The following is a 21,170-nucleotide window of genomic DNA, read 5'->3' on the forward strand; positions in this document are numbered from 1 at the left end:
AGGTTGATATGCTCAAACACGCTCCAGAATCATGGCGATGCCCTGACCGACACCGATGCACATGGTGCACAATGCGTAACGACCGTTACGCCGATGCAGCTCATGGCTGGCAGCCAGTGCCAGGCGGGCACCACTCATTCCCAACGGATGGCCTAAGGCGATAGCGCCTCCGTTGGGGTTAACATGTGGGGCATCATCAGGCAGCCCCAATTCGCGTAGTACACCCAACGCCTGGGCCGCGAACGCTTCGTTCAGTTCAATCACGTCCATATCGTGAATACTCAGCCCCGCGCGTTCCAGCACCCGGCGAGTTGCAGGCACCGGACCAAGCCCCATCAGGCGCGGTTCCACCCCGGCGGTTGCCATGGCTACGATTCGCGCCCGCGGTGTCAGTCCTTGCGCTGCTGCCATCTGTTCACTGGCAATAATCAACGCAGCGGCTCCGTCATTCACCCCGGAGGCATTGCCTGCGGTAATCACCCCATTGGCACGAAATGGTGCTTTTAACCCACGTAACTGTTCCAGCGTCGTTTCCGGGCGCAGATGCTCATCATGTTGTATTTCTGTTACAACGCCTTTCTTGTTTTTCAACACAACCGGAACAATCTCCTCAGCCAGAATGCCTGAGGATTGCGCTTTTGCCGTACGTTGCTGACTGCGTAGCGCAAAACTATCTTGATCTTCTCGCGATATTTTTAACAGTTCAGCTACATTCTCTGCCGTTTCCGGCATGCTGTCAGTTCCAAATTGTTGAGCCATGAGCGGGTTCACAAATCGCCAGCCAATAGTGGTATCAAACATCTCAGCCTGACGAGAAAATGCACTGGTTGCCTTGCCCATAACAAACGGTGCCCGAGACATTGACTCCACGCCACCAGCGATCAGCAAATCGCCATCGCCCGCTTTAATCGCCCGTGCGGCGAACCCCAGTGCGTCCAGCCCGGAACCACACAAGCGGTTAATGGTTGTGCCGGAAACACTCTGCGGCAGCCCCGCCAGTAACGTCGCCATCCGGGCTACGTTACGGTTGTCTTCTCCCGCCTGATTAGCACAGCCGAGGATCACATCATCGATACACTCCGCATCGAGACGCGGGTTTCGCACCAGCAGCTCCCGCAAAGGGATAGCAGCCAGATCGTCAGCCCGAACACCTGATAATGCCCCACCATAGCGGCCAATTGGCGTACGAATTCCGTCACAGATAAAGGCTTCACGCATCAGGCTTCTCCTGTAATGGTGCCGCCGATGCGGTGAGATTTACCGCGAAACAGCGCAACCGTTTTTTGTTGTTGGTTAACAATTTCGATGTCGTAAACACCGGTTTGCTTGCCCTGATGACGTACCTGCGCAGTAGCAGTTAAGGTGTCTCCGGCAAAGCCTGGACGCAAAAAATCAATCGTGCAGGCAGAAGCGACGGCTGCCAGCCCCTGGCTATTGCAGGCGTAGGCAAAGGCAGTATCAGCCAGTGAAAATAGCTGCCCGCCGTGGCAACTTTGATGACCGTTAAGCATTTGTGCAGTGACGGTCATGGTCACTACAGCAAAGCCTTCATCCATTGAGATAATGTCGATGCCAAGCGCTTTGGCGCAGGCATCGTTCTCATACATTGCATGGGCATTTTGCCAGGCCTTATGACTCATAACCGCTCTCCAGAAGCGCTCGTTGGCGCAGCAATGAACATGGGCGATAGCGTTCTTCGCCATAGTGATGTTGTAGATTTTCCAGGAGCCTTAATATTCGCTGCCAGCCAAGTTGCGCTCCCCAGGCAAGCGGGCCATATGGATAATTCACCCCAAGACGCATGGCGGTATCGATATCCTGTTCAGAGGCCACGCCTTTTTGCAGCGCATCAAGGGCTTCATTGATGATCATTGCTACCGTTCGCCAAATCAGCATTCCTGGGTAATCTGCAATTTGCAGCACTGTTTTGCCCTGCTGTTGCAGGTAATAAATGGCCTTGCGGGTCGCTGAGTCCGGGTTCACCGCTGCCGCAGCAATGGTCACCACCTTGCCCGCCATTTTGTCGACCACTACCACCGGGCGTGCCAGTCGTATTGCCAGCGCCTGTGCCGTCTCGCCTTGTGTCTCAATCAATAAAACATCGTCAATTTCCGTGACGCCGTCACTTTTCTTTTCTACTTTCATTGGGCTAAAACTGTCGCTTACCGCTTCCAGGCCAACAACTGCCTCACGTTCCGCGCGCCAGTCGTACACGCCCAGCCCACTTTTCTTGCCCAACCGTCCACCAATCACCAGTTCCTGTTGCACCAGCGAAGGTAAAAAACGACGCTCCTGCCAGAAAGCGTTAAACACCGAACAGGTGACAGCAAAATTGACGTCCTGACCAATCAGATCGGTTAATTCCAGCGGCCCCATCGGGAAACCAGCGCCATCGCGAAGTGCAGCGTCAATCACTTCTGGTGCAGCAACCTGCTCTTCCAGTGCCCGCCAGGCCTCGGAATAATAAGGACGCGCCACACGGTTAACGATAAATCCGGGGGTCGAATGACAGCGCACTGGCTGCTTACCCCAACTCAATGTCAGTTCACACAACTGCTCGACAACTTCCGCTGCCGTTGCCAGCCCACTGACCACCTCCACCAACTTCATCACCGGTGCCGGGTTAAAAAAATGCAGCCCCGCAACACGTTCAGGATTTTTTACCTCCGCAGCAATCGCGGTTATAGAGATTGACGAAGTGTTAGTGGTCAATAGCGTTTGTGGCGGGCAAACTTCCGCCAGTTGTGCAAAGAGCGCTTTTTTAACTTCCAGACGTTCAGACGCCGCTTCAATAACCAGATTCGCTGCTGCCAGCGCGTGAATATCGGTCACCGGGATCAGGCGTTTCAATGTGCGTTCACAGGTTTCAGCAGTCAGTTTTCCCCGCGTCACGCGTGAATTTAGCCGCGCGTGTATCCCGTCGATTGCGCGGGTCAGCGCTTCAGCAGAAATGTCATACAGTAAAACCTGATGTCCATGACTGGCGGCAACTTCAGCAATGCCTGCCCCCATGGTGCCGCTCCCAATCACTGCCACAGTTTGCACATTTATCATCATGCTATTTCCCCGTGAACTGCGGTGAGCGTTTAGCCAGGAACGCACTGACACCTTCACGATAATCTGCGCTCCGTCCGGCAAGTCGCTGATAGTCACGTTCCAGATCCAGTTGCGTATCGAGCGTATTGGTTTCAGCGCTATTTATCGCTTGCTTGATAAGTCCAAGACCAAATGTCGGTTGTGTCGCCAGATGCCGTGCCAGCTGTTGCGCGGTATCTGCCAGCGTTTCATCATCAACAACCTGCCAGATCATCCCCCATTCGTGCGCCTGTTCAGCACTCAGTTGATTCCCCAGCAGTGCCAGCCCCATGGCGCGCGCTCGCCCAGCAACGCGTGGCAGTAACCAGGTTCCACCGCAATCGGGTACTAAACCTAACTTACTAAACGCCATGACGAATTTTGCTGAACGGGCAGCAATAACGATGTCGCATCCCAGTGCCAGTGTTGCGCCAGCCCCTGCCGCCACGCCATTGACTGCACAGATCACCGGTTTTGGCAGTTTTGCCAGGCGACGTACCAGTGGGTTATAGAAACGTTCAACTGACATCCCTAAATCCGGTGCGGGGCCTGTGGGATCAACGTTACGATCGTTAAGATCCTGACCAGCACAAAATCCGCGCCCGGCACCTGTAAGTAACAGGCAACGGATAGTGTCGTCGCGCTCGACCTGTTTCAGGCACTCTGCCAGTTGTGCGTGCATCTCATCATTAAAACTGTTCAGGCGTTCCGGGCGGTTGAGCGTTAGTGTCATCACGCCCTTTTCTACATGACTGAGGATGAATTCCATCATTAGCGTCCTTTAAAGTCGGGCGTGCGTTTTTGCAAGAAAGCGGAGATGCCTTCATGACGATCTTCTGTTGCCGCCAGCAAGGTGAATAACTGTCGCTCCTGGGCAAGTCCGGCTTGCAAAGCCACTTCCTGCGACTGGCGCAGCGCTTGCTTTGCCGCTTGTAAGGCCAGCGGCGAGTGACGTGCCATTTTCGACGCCAGCTGTAAGGCGTATTCGAGGGTTAAATCGCTGGGGAAGACGTCGCTAACCAGCCCGGCCTGCTGTGCTTGCTGAGCGGTGATACTTTCTCCGCTCAGCACCATTTTGCTGGCTAACGATTTACCGACACTACGGATTAAACGTTGCGTTCCTCCTGCGCCTGGCATGATGCCGAGAGTGATTTCCGGCAAACCAAAACGCGCGTTCTCTCCGGCAACCACCACATCGCACAACAATGCCAGTTCGCAACCCGCACCAAGCGCGTAACCGTTGACGGCTGCGATGAGAGGTTTGTTGAAGGCCTGCAATCGCGCCCATAGCTGCGGGCGTGTATCGTTTAAGGTGGCCGCGAGATCTTTTTCTGCCATTTCGTTGAGATCGGCCCCAGCGGCAAAAAAGCGTGCATTACCGGTAATCACACAGACCGAAATGCTGCTATCGGTAGCCGCAGCTTCCAGTTCATTTACCAGTTGCGTCAGAAGGGCATTATTTAGCGCATTACGTGCGGCGGGACGGTTAAGGGTCAGCAACAATACTTGTTGCTGACGGCTGACGATCAGTTCGCTCATGCCATCCCCTTCGCGTCAAAGTCAACCACCACATCGCTGGTCAGCGGCAGTGCCTGGCAACTCAACACATAGCCTGCGGCCAGTTCATCCGGTTCCAGACTGTAATTGGTTTCCATCGCCACTTTGCCACGCAGCACTTTGCATTTGCAGGTCGCACAGACGCCGCCTTTGCAGGCATAGGGCAGATCAGCCCCCTGGCGCAATGCCGCATCGAGAATGCTTTCATCGTCGGCATTAAGCACGATTTCCCGATCCCGCCCATCCTGACGTACAGTCACTTTTTGTCCGTCACTTTGCACGTTAACGCTACGTTTGACGCGCGTGCCAGGCGTATTAAACCGCTCCAGATGAATGGTTTTATCTGGCATTCCCAGTGCTTTTAAGGCGGCTTCCGTCTCATCCATCATCGCCGCCGGACCACAAATAAATGCCTCATCATAAAGACGAAAATTAATGAGCGAGGCCCCAAGTGACTGTAATTTTTCACCGTCAATACGCCCGTGAAGCAGATCGCTGTCGAGGGTTTCCTGACTGAAAATGCACAACAACTGTAAACGCTGAGGATATTTGTCTTTCAGGTCTGCCAGTGCCTGGCGAAACATCATGCTCTGGCTGGTACGGTTACCGTAGATCAGGGTGAACTGACTTTCAGGCTCGGTTTGTAAAGTGGTGGCGATAATCGCCAGCATTGGCGTAATACCTGATCCTGCTGCAATAGCCAGATAGCGGCCCTGGCGTTCGGCCTGTGGCTGATAGCCGAAATGCCCCTGCGGCACCATGACCTCCAGCGTCATACCCTGGCGGATGTGTTCGCGGGCATAGCGGGAGAAACGTCCGCCTTCAATGGCTTTCACCGCCACACTAATTTCGCCAGGCAGATAGCTGCGGCAAATGGAGTAACAACGGCGTAATTCTTCACCATCAAAGCTGGCTTTTAAGGTCAAATGTTGACCGGGGCGAAAGCGATACGCCTCCTGCAAAGGCTGGGGCACCGCAAAGGTAATGGTCACCGCATCACGGGTTTCCGGCTCCACTTTTGCCACCGTTAAGGAATGAAACGTTGTCATGGCATCCTCAAATACATTTGAAATAATCGAAAGGTTCGCGGCAACTATCGCAGCGATACAATGCTTTGCAGGCCGTGGAACCAAATTCACTGATAAGTGTGGTATGGACGCTGGCGCAGCGCGGGCAACGTACTTCTGGCGGCAAATGGGCATGGCAACTGTGTCCGGCGGGCGGGCTAATGCCATACTGTCGCAGACGCTCACGGGCATCGGGGGTCATCCAGTCGGTGGTCCATGCCGGGTCGAGTTGCAGCACAACCTGAACGGGGGTAAACCCGTGGGTTGTCATTGCCTCACGTATCGCGCCAATCAAATGTTCCGTTGCCGGACAACCGGAATAAGTCGGCGTAAAGCCGATCACCCATCCTTCTCCCATCTGTGTCACATTACGCACCATGCCTAAATCGGTAATGGTCAGCACCGGGATCTCCGGGTCCGGGATCTGGCTGAGTAGCGCCCATATCTCATGAACCTGTGGCGGTGCAATGGTGGCCAGACGTTGCATACCCATCTCCTCTGTTACCATTGCTGACCGGGCAAGACACGCTGGAGATACTGCATTTCTGCCAGCATGGGTCCAAGGTGTTCGGTATGCAGTCCTTTTTTACCGCCAGTGCGATACGCCTGCTCTTGCGGTACGTTCAATGTGGCTTCGTTGATTCCGGCAAAAACTTCGGCTTCCCACGCTGCGCGTAAAGTGCGTGGATCAACCGCAATACCCTCTTCACTCAGTGCAATATCAATCTCGTCGGCATCGAACAGTTCGGCAGTAAAACGCCACAACTTGTCGATGGCCTGCTGCATCTTTTGCCCTGATACGTCAGTACCATTGCCCAGTCGCTCCAGCCAGCCACGACTAAAACGCAGGTGATAACGCGCTTCTTTAATTGCTTTGGCAGAAATCGCCGCCAGTTGCGGATCACGGCTTTCCATCAGACGGGTAAAGAGCGCCACATGCCATGCATCGATGAAATACTGGCGTGCAATGGTGTCGGCAAAATTGCCGTTTGGTTGTTCAACCAACAATAAGTTGCTGAACTGGCGCTCGTCTCGGGTGAAGGCCAGGGTATCTTCATCACCTTCTCCCGCTAATTCAGCGGCATACGATAAGAAGTTACGTGCCTGACCTAATAAATCGAGGCCAATGTTTGCCAGTGCGAGATCGATTTCCAGTTCCGGTGCGTGACCGCACCATTCCCCCAACCGCTGGGAGAGCACCAGACAGTTATCGCCCAGGCGCAAGGTGTAAGCCGTTAACTGATTCATTTCCGACCTCACATGTGCTCAATGCCATCAGGGATGGTGTAAAACGTTGGATGGCGATAGACCTTGCTTTCAGCCGGATCAAAAAATTCACCGCGTTCTTCCGGTTGCGAGGCAACAATTTCACTCGCCTTCACCACCCAAATTGAACATCCTTCGCTACGACGGGTGTAAGTATCACGGGCATTTTCCAGTGCCATCCGCTCATCGGCAGCATGTAAACTGCCAACATGGCGGTGTGATAAGCCCTGTTTGCCACGCACGAAAACTTCGTATAACGGCCAGTAAACATTACTCATTTTGAATCTCCTTATGCGACCTTACGGGCAAGTTGTTTTTGTGCATGGGCCAGCGCTGCTTCCCGTACCCAGGTACCTTCTTCCCAGGCTTTACGTTTGGCGTCGAGCCTCTCCTGATTACAAATTCCGCGACCGTTAATTACTTCGTTAAACTCCTGCCAGTCGATCTCACCAAAGCGGTAGTGACCGCTTTCAGTGTCAAAATGCAGATCCGGGTCAGGAACGGTCATACCGAGCATTTCAACCTGTGGAATGGTGTTATCCACGAAACGCTGGCGGAGTTCGTCGTTGGTGAAACGTTTGATTTTCCAGGCGAGACTTCTGGCGCTGTTTGGCGAGTTATCATCGTTTGGCCCGAACATCATTAAGGCTGGCCACCAGAAACGGTTAATGGCGTCTTGCAACATCTGCTTTTGAGCTTCGCTGCCCTGCGCGAGTGCCATGCAGGCTTCAAACCCCTGACGCTGGTGAAAACTCTCTTCTTTGCAGATTTTCACCATTGCTCTGGCATACGGGCCATAAGAAGTGCGACATAACGCCACCTGATTGACGATCGCTGCGCCATCCACCAGCCAGCCGATAACGCCGATATCAGCCCAACTCAATGTCGGATAATTAAAGATGGAGGAATATTTCATCCGTCCGTCGAGCATTTTTTGGTAGATGTCTTCTCTGGCACAGCCCAGTGTTTCGGCGGCGCTATAGAGATACAGACCATGACCGGCTTCATCCTGCACTTTGGCCAACAGAATGGCTTTACGCCGCAAGGTTGGTGCGCGAGTGATCCAGTTACCTTCAGGCAACATACCAACAATCTCGGAGTGCGCATGCTGCCCAATCTGGCGGATCAGTGTCTTTCGGTAAGCATCGGGCATCCAGTCCTGTGGCTCGATAGCCGTTTCCTGGGCTATCCGTTGCTCAAAGCGTTCTTCTTGGGTCACGTCATCACCTTTACGATTCCAGTTTTCGTGAATTAATTAAAAACACGAATCACATTGTTTTGTGAAAGTTACACAATGGTTAACTAAAATCACAAATTTTGTATGCTTGAACTGTGACGGATTTCGCACCCTATTTTTATAAATCATTATTTATCAGTGCATTAATGTTTTCCGCAGTTGCTATACAGATCGCATAGTTAACATTTCGTTAAAAGAACCCTTGCTTTTTATGATTCGCGATTTAACTATTAGCAACAGAAATGTGAAACATCTGGAGAGTAGCGATGCAGCAGTTAGCCAGTTTCTTATCCGGTACCTGGCAGTCTGGCCGGGGCCGTAGCCGTTTGATTCACCACGCTATTAGCGGCGAGGCGTTATGGGAAGTGACCAGTGAAGGTCTTGATATGGCGGCTGCCCGCCAGTTTGCCATTGAAAAAGGTGCCCCCGCCCTTCGCGCTATGACCTTTATCGAACGTGCGGCGATGCTTAAAGCGGTCGCTAAACATCTGCTGAGTGAAAAAGAGCGCTTCTATGCTCTTTCTGCGCAAACAGGCGCAACGCGGGCAGACAGTTGGGTTGATATTGAAGGTGGCATTGGGACGTTATTTACTTACGCCAGCCTCGGTAGCCGGGAGCTGCCTGACGATACGCTGTGGCCGGAAGATGAATTGATCCCCTTATCGAAAGAAGGTGGATTTGCCGCGCGCCATGTACTGACCTCAAAGTCAGGCGTGGCAGTGCATATTAACGCCTTTAACTTCCCCTGCTGGGGAATGCTGGAAAAGCTGGCACCAACGTGGCTGGGCGGAATGCCAGCCATCATCAAACCAGCTACCGCGACGGCCCAACTGACTCAGGCGATGGTGAAATCAATTGTCGATAGTGGTCTTGTTCCCGAAGGCGCAATTAGTCTGATCTGCGGTAGTGCGGGCGACCTTTTGGATCATCTGGACAGCCAGGATGTGGTGACTTTCACGGGGTCAGCGGCGACCGGACAGATGCTGCGAGTTCAGCCAAATATCGTCGCCAAATCTATCCCCTTCACTATGGAAGCTGATTCCCTGAACTGCTGCGTACTGGGCGAAGATGTCACCCCGGATCAACCGGAGTTTGCGCTGTTTATTCGTGAAGTTGTGCGTGAGATGACCACAAAAGCCGGGCAAAAATGTACGGCAATCCGGCGGATTATTGTGCCGCAGGCATTGGTTAATGCTGTCAGTGATGTTCTGGTTGCGCGATTACAGAAAGTCGTGGTCGGTGATCCTGCTCAGGAAGGCGTGAAAATGGGCGCACTGGTAAATGCTGAGCAGCGTGCCGATGTGCAGGAAAAAGTGAACATATTGCTGGCTGCAGGATGCGAGATTCGCCTCGGTGGTCAGGCGGATTTATCTGCTGCGGGTGCCTTCTTCCCGCCAACCTTATTGTACTGTCCGCAGCCGGATGAAACACCGGCGGTACATGCAACAGAAGCCTTTGGCCCTGTCGCAACGCTGATGCCAGCACAAAACCAGCGACATGCTCTGCAACTGGCTTGTGCAGGCGGCGGTAGCCTTGCGGGAACGCTGGTGACGGCTGATCCGCAAATTGCGCGTCAGTTTATTACCGACGCGGCACGTACGCATGGGCGAATTCAGATCCTCAATGAGGAATCGGCAAAAGAATCCACCGGGCATGGCTCCCCACTGCCACAACTGTTACATGGTGGGCCTGGTCGCGCAGGAGGCGGTGAAGAATTAGGTGGTTTACGAGCGGTGAAACATTACATGCAGCGAACCGCTGTTCAGGGTAGTCCGACGATGCTTGCCGCTATCAGTAAACAGTGGGTGCGCGGTGCGAAAGTCGAAGAAGATCGTATTCATCCGTTCCGCAAATATTTTGAGGAGCTGCAACCAGGCGACAGCCTGTTGACTCCCCGCCGCACAATGACAGAGGCCGATATTGTTAACTTTGCTTGCCTCAGCGGCGATCATTTCTATGCGCATATGGATAAGATTGCTGCTGCCGAATCTATTTTCGGTGAGCGTGTGGTGCATGGGTATTTTGTGCTTTCTGCGGCTGCGGGTCTGTTTGTCGATGCCGGTGTCGGTCCGGTCATTGCTAATTATGGGCTGGAAAACTTGCGCTTTATCGAACCCGTAAAGCCAGGCGATACCATCCAGGTGCGTCTCACCTGTAAGCGCAAGACGCTGAAAAAACAGCGTAGCGCAGAAGAAAAACCAACAGGTGTGGTGGAATGGGCGGTAGAGGTATTCAATCAGCATCAAACCCCGGTGGCGCTGTATTCAATTCTGACGCTGGTGGCCAGGCAGCACGGTGATTTTGTCGATTAATCGGTGAATGAAGGGCAACGGCGAATAGTTGCCCTTTTATTTCACCAAATTTTGTGACGTTGTCACGTTATGCATGATGTGTATCTGTATTTTCAGGGCACCCACTGTATGAAAAGCTGGCACACCTGCCAAACAACCTGGCAGGTGCAGGCAATCCCCTTTACATCAGTACTGATAATGTGAACCTGACTAAACCGCCCACAGAGCGCGGTTGCTAACAAGAACACAACATCTGACGAGGTTAATAATGGGAAGCCCCTCTCTGTATTCTGCCCGTAAAACAGCCCTGGCGTTGGCAGTCGCCTTAAGTTTCGCCTGGCAAGCGCCGGTATTTGCCCACGGTGGTGAAGCGCATATGGTGCCAATGGATAAAACGCTTAAAGAATTTGGTGCCGATGTGCAGTGGGACGACTACGCCCAGATCTTTACCCTGATTAAAGATGGCGCGTACGTGAAAGTGAAGCCTGGTGCGCAAACAGCAATTGTTAATGGTCAGTCTCTGGCACTGCAAGTACCGGTAGTGATGAAAGACAATAAAGCCTGGGTTTCTGACACCTTTATTAACGATGTTTTCCAGTCCGGGCTGGATCAAACCTTTCAGGTAGAAAAGCGCCCTCACCCACTTAATGCGCTAACTGCGGACGAAATTAAACAGGCCGTTGAAATTGTTAAAGCTTCCGCGGACTTCAAACCCAATACCCGTTTTACTGAGATCTCCCTGCTACCGCCAGATAAAGAAGCTGTCTGGGCGTTTGCGCTGGAAAACAAACCGGTTGACCAGCCACGCAAAGCCGACGTCATTATGCTCGACGGCAAACATATCATCGAAGCGGTGGTGGATCTGCAAAACAACAAACTGCTCTCCTGGCAACCCATTAAAGACGCCCACGGTATGGTGTTGCTGGATGATTTCGCCAGTGTGCAGAACATTATTAACAACAGTGAAGAATTTGCCGCTGCCGTGAAGAAGCGCGGTATTACTGATGCGAAGAAAGTGATTACCACGCCGCTGACCGTAGGTTATTTCGATGGTAAAGATGGCCTGAAACAAGATGCCCGGTTGCTCAAAGTCATCAGCTATCTTGATGTCGGTGATGGCAACTACTGGGCACATCCCATCGAAAACCTGGTGGCGGTCGTTGATTTAGAACAGAAAAAAATCGTTAAGATTGAAGAAGGTGCGGTAGTTCCGGTGCCAATGACCGCACGCCCATTTGATGGCCGTGACCGCGTTGCTCCGGCAGTTAAGCCTATGCAAATCATTGAGCCTGAAGGTAAAAATTACACCATTACTGGCGATATGATTCACTGGCGGAACTGGGATTTTCACCTCAGCATGAACTCGCGCGTCGGACCTATGATCTCCACCGTGACTTATAACGACAATGGCACCAAACGCAAAGTCATGTACGAAGGTTCTCTCGGCGGCATGATTGTGCCTTACGGTGATCCTGATATTGGCTGGTACTTTAAAGCGTATCTGGACTCTGGTGACTACGGTATGGGCACGCTAACCTCGCCAATTGCACGTGGCAAAGATGCACCCTCTAACGCAGTGCTCCTGAATGAAACCATCGCCGACTACACTGGCGTACCGATGGAGATCCCTCGTGCTATCGCGGTATTTGAACGTTATGCCGGGCCGGAGTATAAGCATCAGGAAATGGGCCAGCCCAACGTCAGTACCGAACGCCGGGAGTTGGTGGTGCGCTGGATCAGTACAGTGGGTAACTATGACTACATTTTTGACTGGATCTTCCATGAAAACGGCACTATTGGCATTGATGCCGGTGCTACGGGCATCGAAGCGGTGAAAGGTGTTAAAGCGAAAACCATGCACGATGAGACGGCGAAAGATGACACGCGCTACGGCACGCTTATCGATCACAATATCGTGGGTACTACACACCAACATATTTATAATTTCCGCCTCGATCTGGATGTAGATGGCGAGAATAACAGCCTGGTGGCGATGGACCCGGTGGTAAAACCGAATACTGCCGGTGGCCCACGCACCAGTACCATGCAAGTTAATCAGTACAACATCGGCAATGAACAGGATGCCGCGCAGAAGTTTGATCCGGGCACGATTCGTCTGTTGAGTAACCCGAACAAAGAGAACCGCATGGGCAATCCAGTTTCCTATCAAATTATTCCTTATGCAGGTGGTACTCACCCGGTAGCAAAAGGTGCCCAGTTCGCGCCGGACGAGTGGATCTATCATCGTTTAAGCTTTATGGACAAGCAGCTTTGGGTAACGCGTTATCATCCTGGCGAGCGTTTCCCGGAAGGCAAATATCCGAACCGTTCTACTCATGACACCGGTCTTGGACAATACAGTAAAGATAACGAGTCGCTGGACAACACCGACGCCGTTGTCTGGATGACCACCGGCACCACACATGTGGCCCGCGCCGAAGAGTGGCCGATTATGCCGACCGAATGGGTACATACTCTGCTTAAACCATGGAACTTCTTTGACGAAACGCCAACGCTAGGGGCGCTGAAGAAAGATAAGTGATTGTTTCAGACAAAAAAACGGCACCAGGTGCCGTTTTTTACTTATGAGCGAACCAGATTAATACCGTACACACACCGACTTAGTTTCACACCAACCGTCCAGCCAGTCGGGGCCAAAATCACGGCCCGTTCCTGACTGCTTCATCCCACCAAACGGTAAGTTAGCGTCAATTAAGGTATGGCTGTTTACCCACACCGTCCCTGCCTGTAAGCGATCGCTATATTCCAGAGCCTGGGAGAGATTTTGCGTCCAGACACTGGCAGTTAAGCCATATTCCGTGTCGTTTGCCAGTTGTAACGCCTCTTCTCCATCCGCTACTCGCACCAGGTTTACCACCGGACCAAACACCTCTTCACGAGTTAAGCGCAATTTAGCATCGGGATTTACCACCAGCGTTGGCGCAACATAATACCCCTCTCCGGCTGGTCCATTCGACCCGCGAATCAGCTCTGCTTGCTGTGCCTGCGCATCGTCGAGGAATGAACACACTTTGTCGCAGTGCGCACGAGAAACCAAAGGGTTAATCTGTGCAACAGGTGACATCCCCGGTCCCACTTGCAACGATTTTACCGCCTGCTCAAATCCACTAACCAGCGTGTCAAACAACGGCGCTTCAATATAAATTCGCGAACTGGCGGCGCATACTTGCCCTTGATTCAGGAAGCTTCCGGTCATCAAGCCTTCAATAACCCATTGCGGATCAGCATCTTTTAATACAATTGCCGGGTTTTTACCGCCCAGTTCCAGCGTTACACGCGTTAAGTGATCAGCAGCAGTTCTGGCAATACCTTTTCCCGTCGCGGTTGAACCGGTAAAACTGATTTTCGCAACATGAGGATGTGACGTCAGGGCCGCGCCGCATACAGCACCTGACCCGGTGACGACATTAAAAACGCCATCAGGGATACCAGCCTCGCTGGCCAGTTCCGCCACGCGCAACATCGTCAGTGGCGTGGTTTCCGAAGGCTTAATCACGATTGAACAGCCTGCTGCCAGTGCTGGCATCACCTTCCACATACCAATCATCAACGGAAAGTTCCATGGCACAATTCCCGCCACTACGCCAACCGGCTCTTTACGCGTCCAGGCCTGATAACGCGCCCCCTGGGGTAAGGGAATCGACAAGTCCAGCGTTTTACCCGCGATTTTGGTCGTTAACCCGGCGGTATAACGCATCCAGTTCAGCGTACAGCCCACTTCAAAAGCACGGGAAATGGCAATTGACTTGCCTTGCTCCAGGGTTTCCAGTTGCGCCAGCTCCTCACTGTGCTGTTCCACCAGATCGGCAAAACGTAGCAGAATACGTTCACGCTCTGCGGGTAATCGCCCGGCCCAGCGACGCGAGACAAAGGCCCGCCAGGCAGACATGACTGCGTTATCTACATCCGCTTCGTTGGCATCAGCAGTAGACGCAATTTCTTGCCCGGTGGCCGGATCAAAGATCGCCAATCGTTTTTCACTTTGTGCGGGGCCTGGACGACCATCAATATAAAGACCGTGTTGACGATCGAGAAACTGTTGGACCTGGCTTAATACTGCTACATGCGGCTCTGTCATCACTTTTCCTTATTATTTACCCAGTGTGATTTCAGTGTACGCAGCGACAAGAAAAGTCACTTTTTTCGCTGTGACATTCGCTTTGTCAGCTGTGACAAGCTCCGCAAATCGTGACAATAACCGCTTATGTCTCTATGCCTGAGAAGACTTATTTCCTATAGTCAGGCTCATTAGCTTCGTTTACTGCAACACAAATGCAACAATAAAAATACATTTCACAGAGCGAAAACGTGCCATGAACCCCGCAGTGGATAATGAGTTTCAGCAATGGCTTTCCCAAATCAATCAGGTATGCGGAAATTTTACCGGACGCCTGCTGACTGAGCGTTACACGGGTGTACTGGACACGCATTTTGCCAAAGGACTAAAGCTGAGTACCGTGACAACCAGCGGGGTGAATTTATCCCGCACCTGGCAGGAAGTAAAAGGCAGCGACGATGCCTGGTTTTACACCGTTTTTCAGCTTAGTGGTCAGGCAATAATGGAGCAGGATGAGCGTCAGGTGCAGATTGGCGCTGGCGATATTACGTTACTCGATGCCTCACGCCCCTGTTCGCTTTACTGGCAGGAGTCTTCTAAACAGATTTCATTACTTTTGCCACGCACTCTGCTGGAACAATATTTTCCCCATCAAAAACCTGTCTGCGCAGAAAGACTGGACGCTGACTTACCCATGGTGCAACTCAGTCATCGCCTGTTACAGGAGAGCATGAATAATCCGGCACTTTCTGAAACAGAAAGTGAAGCTGCGCTACAGGCGATGGTGTGTCTGCTGCGCCCGGTACTTCATCAGCGGGAATCTGTTCAACCTCGTCGTGAACGTCAGTTTCAAAAAGTGGTTACGTTGATAGACGATAATATTCGCGAAGAGATATTACGCCCGGAGTGGATAGCCGGAGAGACAGGTATGTCAGTACGTAGTTTGTACCGAATGTTTGCCGATAAAGGTTTGGTAGTCGCGCAATATATTCGTAACCGTCGTCTCGATTTTTGTGCAGATGCGATTCGCCATGCCGCAGATGATGAAAAACTGGCAGGCATCGGCTTTCATTGGGGATTTTCTGACCAGAGTCATTTTTCAACGGTATTTAAGCAACGCTTTGGGATGACGCCAGGCGAGTATCGACGTAAATTCCGCTAACTAATTGGCGTTGTGTGTACTGCAACGCCAATTAGTTAAAACAGATATTTGACTATGCATTTTTCAGGGCGAAAGGCAATTTGACAGGAGTTTTTGAATATTCACCTTGTTTCAGGAAAATAGATCAATCGCTTTCTCCTGTAGCGTTATCCCGATATTGCGGTTTTGCTATTAAAATTTTCGCACCCATTTACCGTTTATCCCTTGTACATATTCCCCCGGTTTGGCCCGAGCTACGAGCTTTTGCCCGGCGAGTTTCGCGATATCATCTACAGACACATTATTTTGCTTTGCCAGTTGTTGGTAACTCGCTTTACGTTCGGCATTAATGTCGGTTACTAATTTCTCTGTTTCAGCATCCGTTTTCAGCGCAACCAGATAACCATAAAATGTTTCACCTACCCGCCCCTGAGTTCTGGCTTCATCCAGAGTCAATGCCATTACATTGCTGCTTACCAGCCCAACAAGAAACGCACAAAGAAGTAATGTTTTCTTCATCATCGCCTCAGAAAAGATCGCTACGAGTTTCAAGCAGCTCTTCGACATCTTTGTCTGCCTTGATGATGATCTCATGCTCAATTTTAACGTTCATATTGATAGTGATCGGTTCCTTGGGCGCAGCGACTTCAATACGCGGCGTACAGGCAGCCAGCATAAAAGATGACGTCAACGCAGCCAGTAAAATTTTCATTGTTTTTCCTCACACTCTTTTCCTTGCGGACAGTCATTTCCCGGCAGACGTGCGTTCTGCTCCAACCATGCCTGGAGATTATCGCCAAAGCGTAAACTGCGCCACAGCGTAAAAATATTCTCTTCATGATAGTAATTAAGTTTTACCGTACCGCTTTTACCATCAACGCGACTGGTACCTGTAATGTTGGCCTGCATGGTTAATAAACCGAGATTATCTAAGTTAATTTTTGTCGATGACCGGCTAATTTCCATATAGCGCAACCAGTTAATTGCTGAACCCGCAGTCATATTGTCTTTCACCACCGCATCTGCGGTGTCTTTATCCAGCCGCAAGGTCATTGGCCCGCTATTTGCCAGCCAACCATCTTTCACTATCCATTTTTCGTTGTTTAGCCATAACGGCAATGCACCACTAAATGCCCCGGACATGGCGAATTGTTTCGGATTGACGGCGCTAACCAGTTCGCTGGATGAGAGATTATTCAGCCGCAACAGCGCCGGGTCATGTTGCGGCATACGTAATTGTTTCATCAGTACGTTACCGCCTAACACATCGACGCTAACATCAGTCAACAGCAAGGGTTCTTCTTCAGTCCACGGATAACGCCCTTGCAAATCAGCCGTAATATTTTTCGCTGTCACCAGATTAATCACTTCGGCAATTCGCAACGTAACGGGGCCGCGAGTCCCCAGATGCCAGGCTCCATCGGCAAAACGGAAAGGCAGGACAAAATCGACACCGTTAACCTGATTATCTGGCATCCAGGCACTACCGCCTTTCAACACGCCGTGTCCTCCCGCGCGGAATCCTTGTTCAGGCGCAGCAGAAAATGCAACCTGAGCATACAGTTCACCATCGCGTAAGTTCATCTTCCAGTCGGGTGGCACCAGCGGCTGGAATACAGTCAGTGATTGTTTTGGCCACCAGGCGTTACCGCGCAGACGAATACCGTCCCAGCGACCATTTACCCGAACCGGGCCAATCTCACCAGCATGTAAATCGCCTTTAAAGAGGAAATACGTCGGATCGCGCCCATCGACGCTAAATTTTAAGGTTGATGGCGGTAACACACTGCCGCCAGTGAACAGCGTTTGCCCGGCGTCCAGTGACAGCGCGCCGCTGAAGGAGGGATGCTGTGCGTCACGTACCCAGACGACGGGCTTGTCGAGAATTAATCGCGGCTTTTCTACCGTCATCGTACCGTATTGTAACTGGTCGAAACCGGTGGAGAGGTCGGTCAGCGTAATCGTGCTGTCATGCCATTCACCTTTTCCTGCGACATCCCAGGTGGCATTCATCGGTGTAAAACTGCCTTTTCCCCAGTAGCGCCACTGCCAGCGGCCCGCGTCAGGGAGAAAATCATTCGCCAGCCCATCCATATGCAGCACGAAATCGCCCAGTTCATTTTCATGCGCCTGCAAAATGGCCTGCAAACGTCCGTCAACACCACGTTGGGTGACTTTTACACCCGCTAAAGGCCAGCGGATTTCATCGATGTCCAGCGAATCGATGACTCTTCCCTTTGAACGAAGTAACGCGCCTGGCTCAAAGGTCAGCGTTGGGTCAGACAGACTTCCACTTAGCTGCGCAGGTAAACGGGCATATAAAATGAGGTCCGCCTGTTTCGCTTCACCGGTCAGCTGCAGAGGCAGCTGACTGTTATCCATGCTTAATTTTCCTGGGCCAAAATTTAGCACCGCGTTGCCTTTACCCGCTTGCCCCTGGGTCAGCACACTCAGTCGTCCGCTGATCAGAGCGTTCTCAAGCCCTGCCTGCCAGTTGTCGACTTTGACACCCAGTCGGCCACTCAAAGGAAAACCTGCATACGGCCAACTCCAGCGACCATCGCTTACGGTCAATTGTTGACGAGTAATTTGCCACGGCAAATCGAGCAACGGATCGCCGTTATCCCGTGCCAGCACAATCAATTGCCCGCTATTTTCCTGCCAGTCCAGCTCTGCATCCACCAGTGACGGTTCCTGCGGCAAGTTTAACGTCGCAGTAGCATGCCCACTTACAGGAAGTCCATCCGGCACGAGCGGCATAGTAAATTCCCCCACCAGTTTAACCGGCGGCTGATTTTCAAACGCGACGACATCCAGTTCGCTGACTGTAAGTTGTTGCCCTTTCAGCTGGCCTTGAAATTTAACTTTTTCGCCCTGATAACGCAGTTGCTGGATATCAGAGGTTAATGCGAGAGAGAGTTTTCCCTGCCATTCCTGCCAGGGAGAAAAAATCAGTTTATCGATATTGATCCAGGTGTTAGGCAGCATGGACTGCCACTGCGCGAGGGTTTTTGGAGCAGCTGGCGATTGCTCCGTCTGCGGCAATTTCGCCAGACAAGCAGAATCAAGTTCTACCATGCCGACGTTCAATAACCAGCGGCTGGGATGTGAAAGGCTGGCGTTGGTGATATGCGCAAGCTGACAATCTCCCACCAGATAACGGAGATCGGGAATGATTAAACCTTTACGCGTAATGCGTGGGCTTTCATCTAATGCAATACGTGTCCCGAGCGGTAGCCAGATGCCCGCCAGCGTGGGAACCCACAGCCCGAGCGTCATCAGCAGCGTCAACGGCACAAGAATAATCAGTAATAACAGCGCGAGAACGGCTTTATATTTACCCAGCATGGGTAGTTAATATCCTGATTTAGCGAAAAATTAAGCATTCAATACGGGTATTGTGGCATGTTTAACCGTTCAGTTGAAGGTTGCGCCTACACTAAGCATAGTTGTTGATGAATTTTTCAATATCGCCATAGCTTTCAATTATATTTGAAATTTTGTAAAATATTTTTAGTAGCTTAAATGTGATTCAACATCACTGGAGAAAGTCTTATGAAACTCGCCGTTTATAGCACAAAACAGTACGACAAGAAGTACCTGCAACAGGTGAACGAGTCCTTTGGCTTTGAGCTGGAATTTTTTGACTTTCTGCTGACGGAAAAAACCGCTAAAACTGCCAATGGCTGCGAAGCGGTATGTATTTTCGTAAACGATGACGGCAGCCGCCCGGTGCTGGAAGAGCTGAAAAAGCACGGCGTTAAATATATCGCCCTGCGCTGTGCCGGTTTCAATAACGTCGACCTTGACGCGGCAAAAGAACTGGGGCTGAAAGTAGTCCGTGTTCCAGCCTATGATCCAGAGGCCGTTGCTGAACACGCCATCGGTATGATGATGACGCTGAACCGCCGTATTCACCGCGCGTATCAGCGTACCCGTGACGCTAACTTCTCTCTGGAAGGTCTGACCGGCTTTACTATGTATGGCAAAACGGCAGGCGTTATCGGTACCGGTAAAATCGGTGTGGCGATGCTGCGCATTCTGAAAGGTTTTGGTATGCGTCTGCTGGCGTTCGATCCGTATCCAAGTGCAGCGGCGCTGGAACTCGGTGTGGAGTATGTCGATCTGCCAACCCTGTTCTCTGAATCAGACGTTATCTCTCTGCACTGCCCGCTGACACCGGAAAACTACCATCTGTTGAACGAAGCCGCCTTCGATCAGATGAAAAATGGCGTGATGATCGTCAATACCAGTCGCGGTGCATTGATTGATTCTCAGGCAGCAATTGAAGCGCTGAAAAATCAGAAAATTGGTTCGTTGGGTATGGACGTGTATGAGAACGAACGCGATCTATTCTTTGAAGATAAATCCAACGACGTAATTCAGGATGACGTATTCCGTCGCCTGTCTGCCTGCCACAACGTGCTATTTACCGGGCACCAGGCATTCCTGACAGCAGAAGCTCTGACCAGTATTTCTCAGACTACGCTGCAAAACTTAAGCAATCTGGAAAAAGGCGAAACCTGCCCGAACGAACTGGTTTAATCTTGCCGCTCCCCTGCATTCCAGGGGAGCTGATTCAGATAATCCCCAATGACCTTTCATCCTCTATTCTTAAAATAGCCCTGAGTCAGAAACTGTAATTGAGAACCACAATGAAGAAAGTAGCCGCGCTCGTTGCGCTAAGCCTGCTGATGGCGGGATGTGTAAGTAATGACAAAATTGCTGTAACGCCAGAACAGTTACAGCATCATCGTTTTGTGCTGGAAAGCGTAAACGGTAAGCCCGTGACCAACGATAAAAATCCGCCAGAAATCAGCTTTGGTGAAAAAATGATGATTTCCGGCAGCATGTGTAACCGCTTTAGCGGTGAAGGCAAACTGTCTAATGGTGAACTGACAGCCAAAGGGCTGGCAATGACCCGTATGATGTGCGCTAACCCGCAGCTTAATGAACTCGATAACACCATTAGCGAAATGCTGAAAGAAGGTGCACAAGTGGATCTGACCGCGAACCAGTTAACGCTGGCGACCGCGAAACAGACATTAACTTATAAGCTGGCGGATTTAATGAATTAATAGCTGCCACAGCTCCCGGCGGCAAGTGACTGTTCACTACAGCGTTTGCCGTTGGGTAATGCACACATCCCAATCGCCGTACCATCCAGTTGACGGGCAACAGAAAGCGAACCGCCGATCATTGCACAATTTGCTTCTCCACTACTGGACATCGACGCTTTTAAACCTGGCGCTACGTGCGCCGCAGTCGCCTGCTGAACAGGTTCACTACTACACGCCGACAACAATAAAGCGGCACACCCTACCCAAAACGCTGCTCGCATCTTTTCTTCCTCTGATCTTCAAGCCAAACGACACCGCCATAAATAATAGGCAGCACAGAGGGCGACGTCGAGAGCTGTCCTGCGCGTTGCCCCGCATTTTTACTTTTTTATGGCTAT

At 51.5% G+C, this 21,170-nt stretch carries 20 protein-coding genes; 5 read left to right on the forward strand and 15 right to left on the reverse strand.

From position 1 onward, the window contains the following. Positions 1 to 12: 12 nt before the first annotated feature. Genes paaJ through paaA form a run of 10 tightly spaced genes read right to left on the reverse strand, consistent with a single transcriptional unit; the run spans position 13 to position 8,184 of the window. Positions 13 to 1,218 carry a bifunctional 3-oxoadipyl-CoA/3-oxo-5,6-dehydrosuberyl-CoA thiolase gene (paaJ, locus tag E0D98_RS00105; protein ID WP_001206190.1) on the reverse strand — a complete coding sequence of 402 codons (1,206 nt, stop codon included), beginning with the start codon at positions 1,216 to 1,218 and terminating at the stop codon, positions 13 to 15. Next, positions 1,218 to 1,640 (reverse strand): hydroxyphenylacetyl-CoA thioesterase PaaI, encoded by a 423-nt coding sequence (gene paaI, locus E0D98_RS00110; protein WP_000018413.1) that lies wholly within the window; start codon positions 1,638 to 1,640, stop codon positions 1,218 to 1,220. Before paaI ends, paaJ begins: the two co-directional genes overlap by 1 nt. Beyond that, complete coding sequence (paaH, locus tag E0D98_RS00115; protein ID WP_000973371.1) at positions 1,630 to 3,057, reverse strand: 3-hydroxyacyl-CoA dehydrogenase PaaH; 1,428 nt, start codon at positions 3,055 to 3,057, stop codon at positions 1,630 to 1,632. The genes paaI and paaH overlap by 11 nt, the downstream gene beginning before the upstream one ends. 1 nt (position 3,058) lies before the next feature. Then, positions 3,059 to 3,847 (reverse strand): 2-(1,2-epoxy-1,2-dihydrophenyl)acetyl-CoA isomerase PaaG, encoded by a 789-nt coding sequence (gene paaG, locus E0D98_RS00120; protein ID WP_000969780.1) that lies wholly within the window; start codon positions 3,845 to 3,847, stop codon positions 3,059 to 3,061. Beyond that, positions 3,847 to 4,614 (reverse strand): 2,3-dehydroadipyl-CoA hydratase PaaF, encoded by a 768-nt coding sequence (gene paaF, locus E0D98_RS00125; protein WP_001292341.1) that lies wholly within the window; start codon positions 4,612 to 4,614, stop codon positions 3,847 to 3,849. The genes paaG and paaF overlap by 1 nt, the downstream gene beginning before the upstream one ends. Then, a complete protein-coding gene (gene paaE / locus E0D98_RS00130) occupies positions 4,611 to 5,681 on the reverse strand; it encodes a 1,2-phenylacetyl-CoA epoxidase subunit PaaE (RefSeq protein WP_000206364.1) in 1,071 nt (356 codons plus the stop codon). Before paaE ends, paaF begins: the two co-directional genes overlap by 4 nt. A 7-nt stretch (positions 5,682 to 5,688) precedes the next feature. Beyond that, positions 5,689 to 6,186 (reverse strand): 1,2-phenylacetyl-CoA epoxidase subunit PaaD, encoded by a 498-nt coding sequence (paaD, locus tag E0D98_RS00135; RefSeq protein ID WP_001189197.1) that lies wholly within the window; start codon positions 6,184 to 6,186, stop codon positions 5,689 to 5,691. A gap of 14 nt (positions 6,187 to 6,200) precedes the next feature. After that, complete coding sequence (gene paaC / locus E0D98_RS00140; RefSeq protein WP_001072831.1) at positions 6,201 to 6,947, reverse strand: 1,2-phenylacetyl-CoA epoxidase subunit PaaC; 747 nt, start codon at positions 6,945 to 6,947, stop codon at positions 6,201 to 6,203. Positions 6,948 to 6,955: 8 nt separating this feature from the next. After that, positions 6,956 to 7,243: a 1,2-phenylacetyl-CoA epoxidase subunit PaaB gene (gene paaB, locus E0D98_RS00145; protein WP_047086932.1), complete on the reverse strand. Its 288-nt coding sequence runs from the start codon at positions 7,241 to 7,243 to the stop codon at positions 6,956 to 6,958. 11 nt (positions 7,244 to 7,254) lie between these two features. Beyond that, positions 7,255 to 8,184 carry a 1,2-phenylacetyl-CoA epoxidase subunit PaaA gene (gene paaA, locus E0D98_RS00150; RefSeq protein WP_000191067.1) on the reverse strand — a complete coding sequence of 310 codons (930 nt, stop codon included), beginning with the start codon at positions 8,182 to 8,184 and terminating at the stop codon, positions 7,255 to 7,257. Positions 8,185 to 8,468: 284 nt separating this feature from the next. Between paaA and paaZ the strand changes: the two genes are divergently transcribed. Together paaZ and tynA are read left to right on the forward strand one after the other, a co-directional pair. Beyond that, a complete protein-coding gene (gene paaZ, locus E0D98_RS00155) occupies positions 8,469 to 10,514 on the forward strand; it encodes a phenylacetic acid degradation bifunctional protein PaaZ (protein WP_001186491.1) in 2,046 nt (681 codons plus the stop codon). Positions 10,515 to 10,761: 247 nt separating this feature from the next. Then, positions 10,762 to 13,035: a primary-amine oxidase gene (tynA, locus tag E0D98_RS00160; RefSeq protein WP_000535440.1), complete on the forward strand. Its 2,274-nt coding sequence runs from the start codon at positions 10,762 to 10,764 to the stop codon at positions 13,033 to 13,035. Positions 13,036 to 13,092: 57 nt separating this feature from the next. Here the strand turns inward: tynA and feaB are convergent, their stop codons facing one another. Next, positions 13,093 to 14,592 carry a phenylacetaldehyde dehydrogenase gene (gene feaB, locus E0D98_RS00165; protein WP_000138615.1) on the reverse strand — a complete coding sequence of 500 codons (1,500 nt, stop codon included), beginning with the start codon at positions 14,590 to 14,592 and terminating at the stop codon, positions 13,093 to 13,095. Between the two features lie 235 nt (positions 14,593 to 14,827). Here feaB and feaR point away from each other — a divergent pair, with 235 nt between their 5' ends. Beyond that, a complete protein-coding gene (feaR, locus tag E0D98_RS00170; RefSeq protein WP_001067519.1) occupies positions 14,828 to 15,733 on the forward strand; it encodes a transcriptional regulator FeaR in 906 nt (301 codons plus the stop codon). Between the two features lie 171 nt (positions 15,734 to 15,904). Here feaR and E0D98_RS00175 read toward each other — a convergent pair whose 3' ends face one another. From E0D98_RS00175 to E0D98_RS00185, 3 genes are read right to left on the reverse strand one after another with little or no spacing between them, the layout of a single operon-like run. Continuing rightward, positions 15,905 to 16,234, reverse strand: a complete 330-nt coding sequence (locus E0D98_RS00175) for a YdbL family protein (protein WP_001325798.1) — start codon at positions 16,232 to 16,234, stop codon at positions 15,905 to 15,907. Positions 16,235 to 16,238: 4 nt separating this feature from the next. Further along, a complete protein-coding gene (locus E0D98_RS00180; protein WP_000698141.1) occupies positions 16,239 to 16,424 on the reverse strand; it encodes a YnbE family lipoprotein in 186 nt (61 codons plus the stop codon). Next, positions 16,421 to 19,060: a YdbH family protein gene (locus tag E0D98_RS00185; RefSeq protein WP_050877151.1), complete on the reverse strand. Its 2,640-nt coding sequence runs from the start codon at positions 19,058 to 19,060 to the stop codon at positions 16,421 to 16,423. Before E0D98_RS00185 ends, E0D98_RS00180 begins: the two co-directional genes overlap by 4 nt. A gap of 207 nt (positions 19,061 to 19,267) precedes the next feature. Here E0D98_RS00185 and ldhA point away from each other — a divergent pair, with 207 nt between their 5' ends. Beyond that, a complete protein-coding gene (ldhA, locus tag E0D98_RS00190; protein ID WP_000762229.1) occupies positions 19,268 to 20,257 on the forward strand; it encodes a D-lactate dehydrogenase in 990 nt (329 codons plus the stop codon). A 110-nt stretch (positions 20,258 to 20,367) separates the two neighbouring features. Next, positions 20,368 to 20,790 (forward strand): heat shock protein HslJ, encoded by a 423-nt coding sequence (hslJ, locus tag E0D98_RS00195; protein ID WP_001299385.1) that lies wholly within the window; start codon positions 20,368 to 20,370, stop codon positions 20,788 to 20,790. Here the strand turns inward: hslJ and E0D98_RS00200 are convergent. Further along, entirely contained in the window at positions 20,787 to 21,053 is a 267-nt protein-coding gene (locus E0D98_RS00200; protein WP_001295715.1) for a DUF333 domain-containing protein, read from the reverse strand. The two genes, hslJ and E0D98_RS00200, sit on opposite strands and share 4 nt — an antisense overlap. Between the last annotated feature and the right edge of the window lie 117 nt (positions 21,054 to 21,170).

This window comes from Escherichia sp. KCJ4928 (genome assembly GCF_004352695.1).
GTDB lineage: Bacteria > Pseudomonadota > Gammaproteobacteria > Enterobacterales > Enterobacteriaceae > ECMA0423.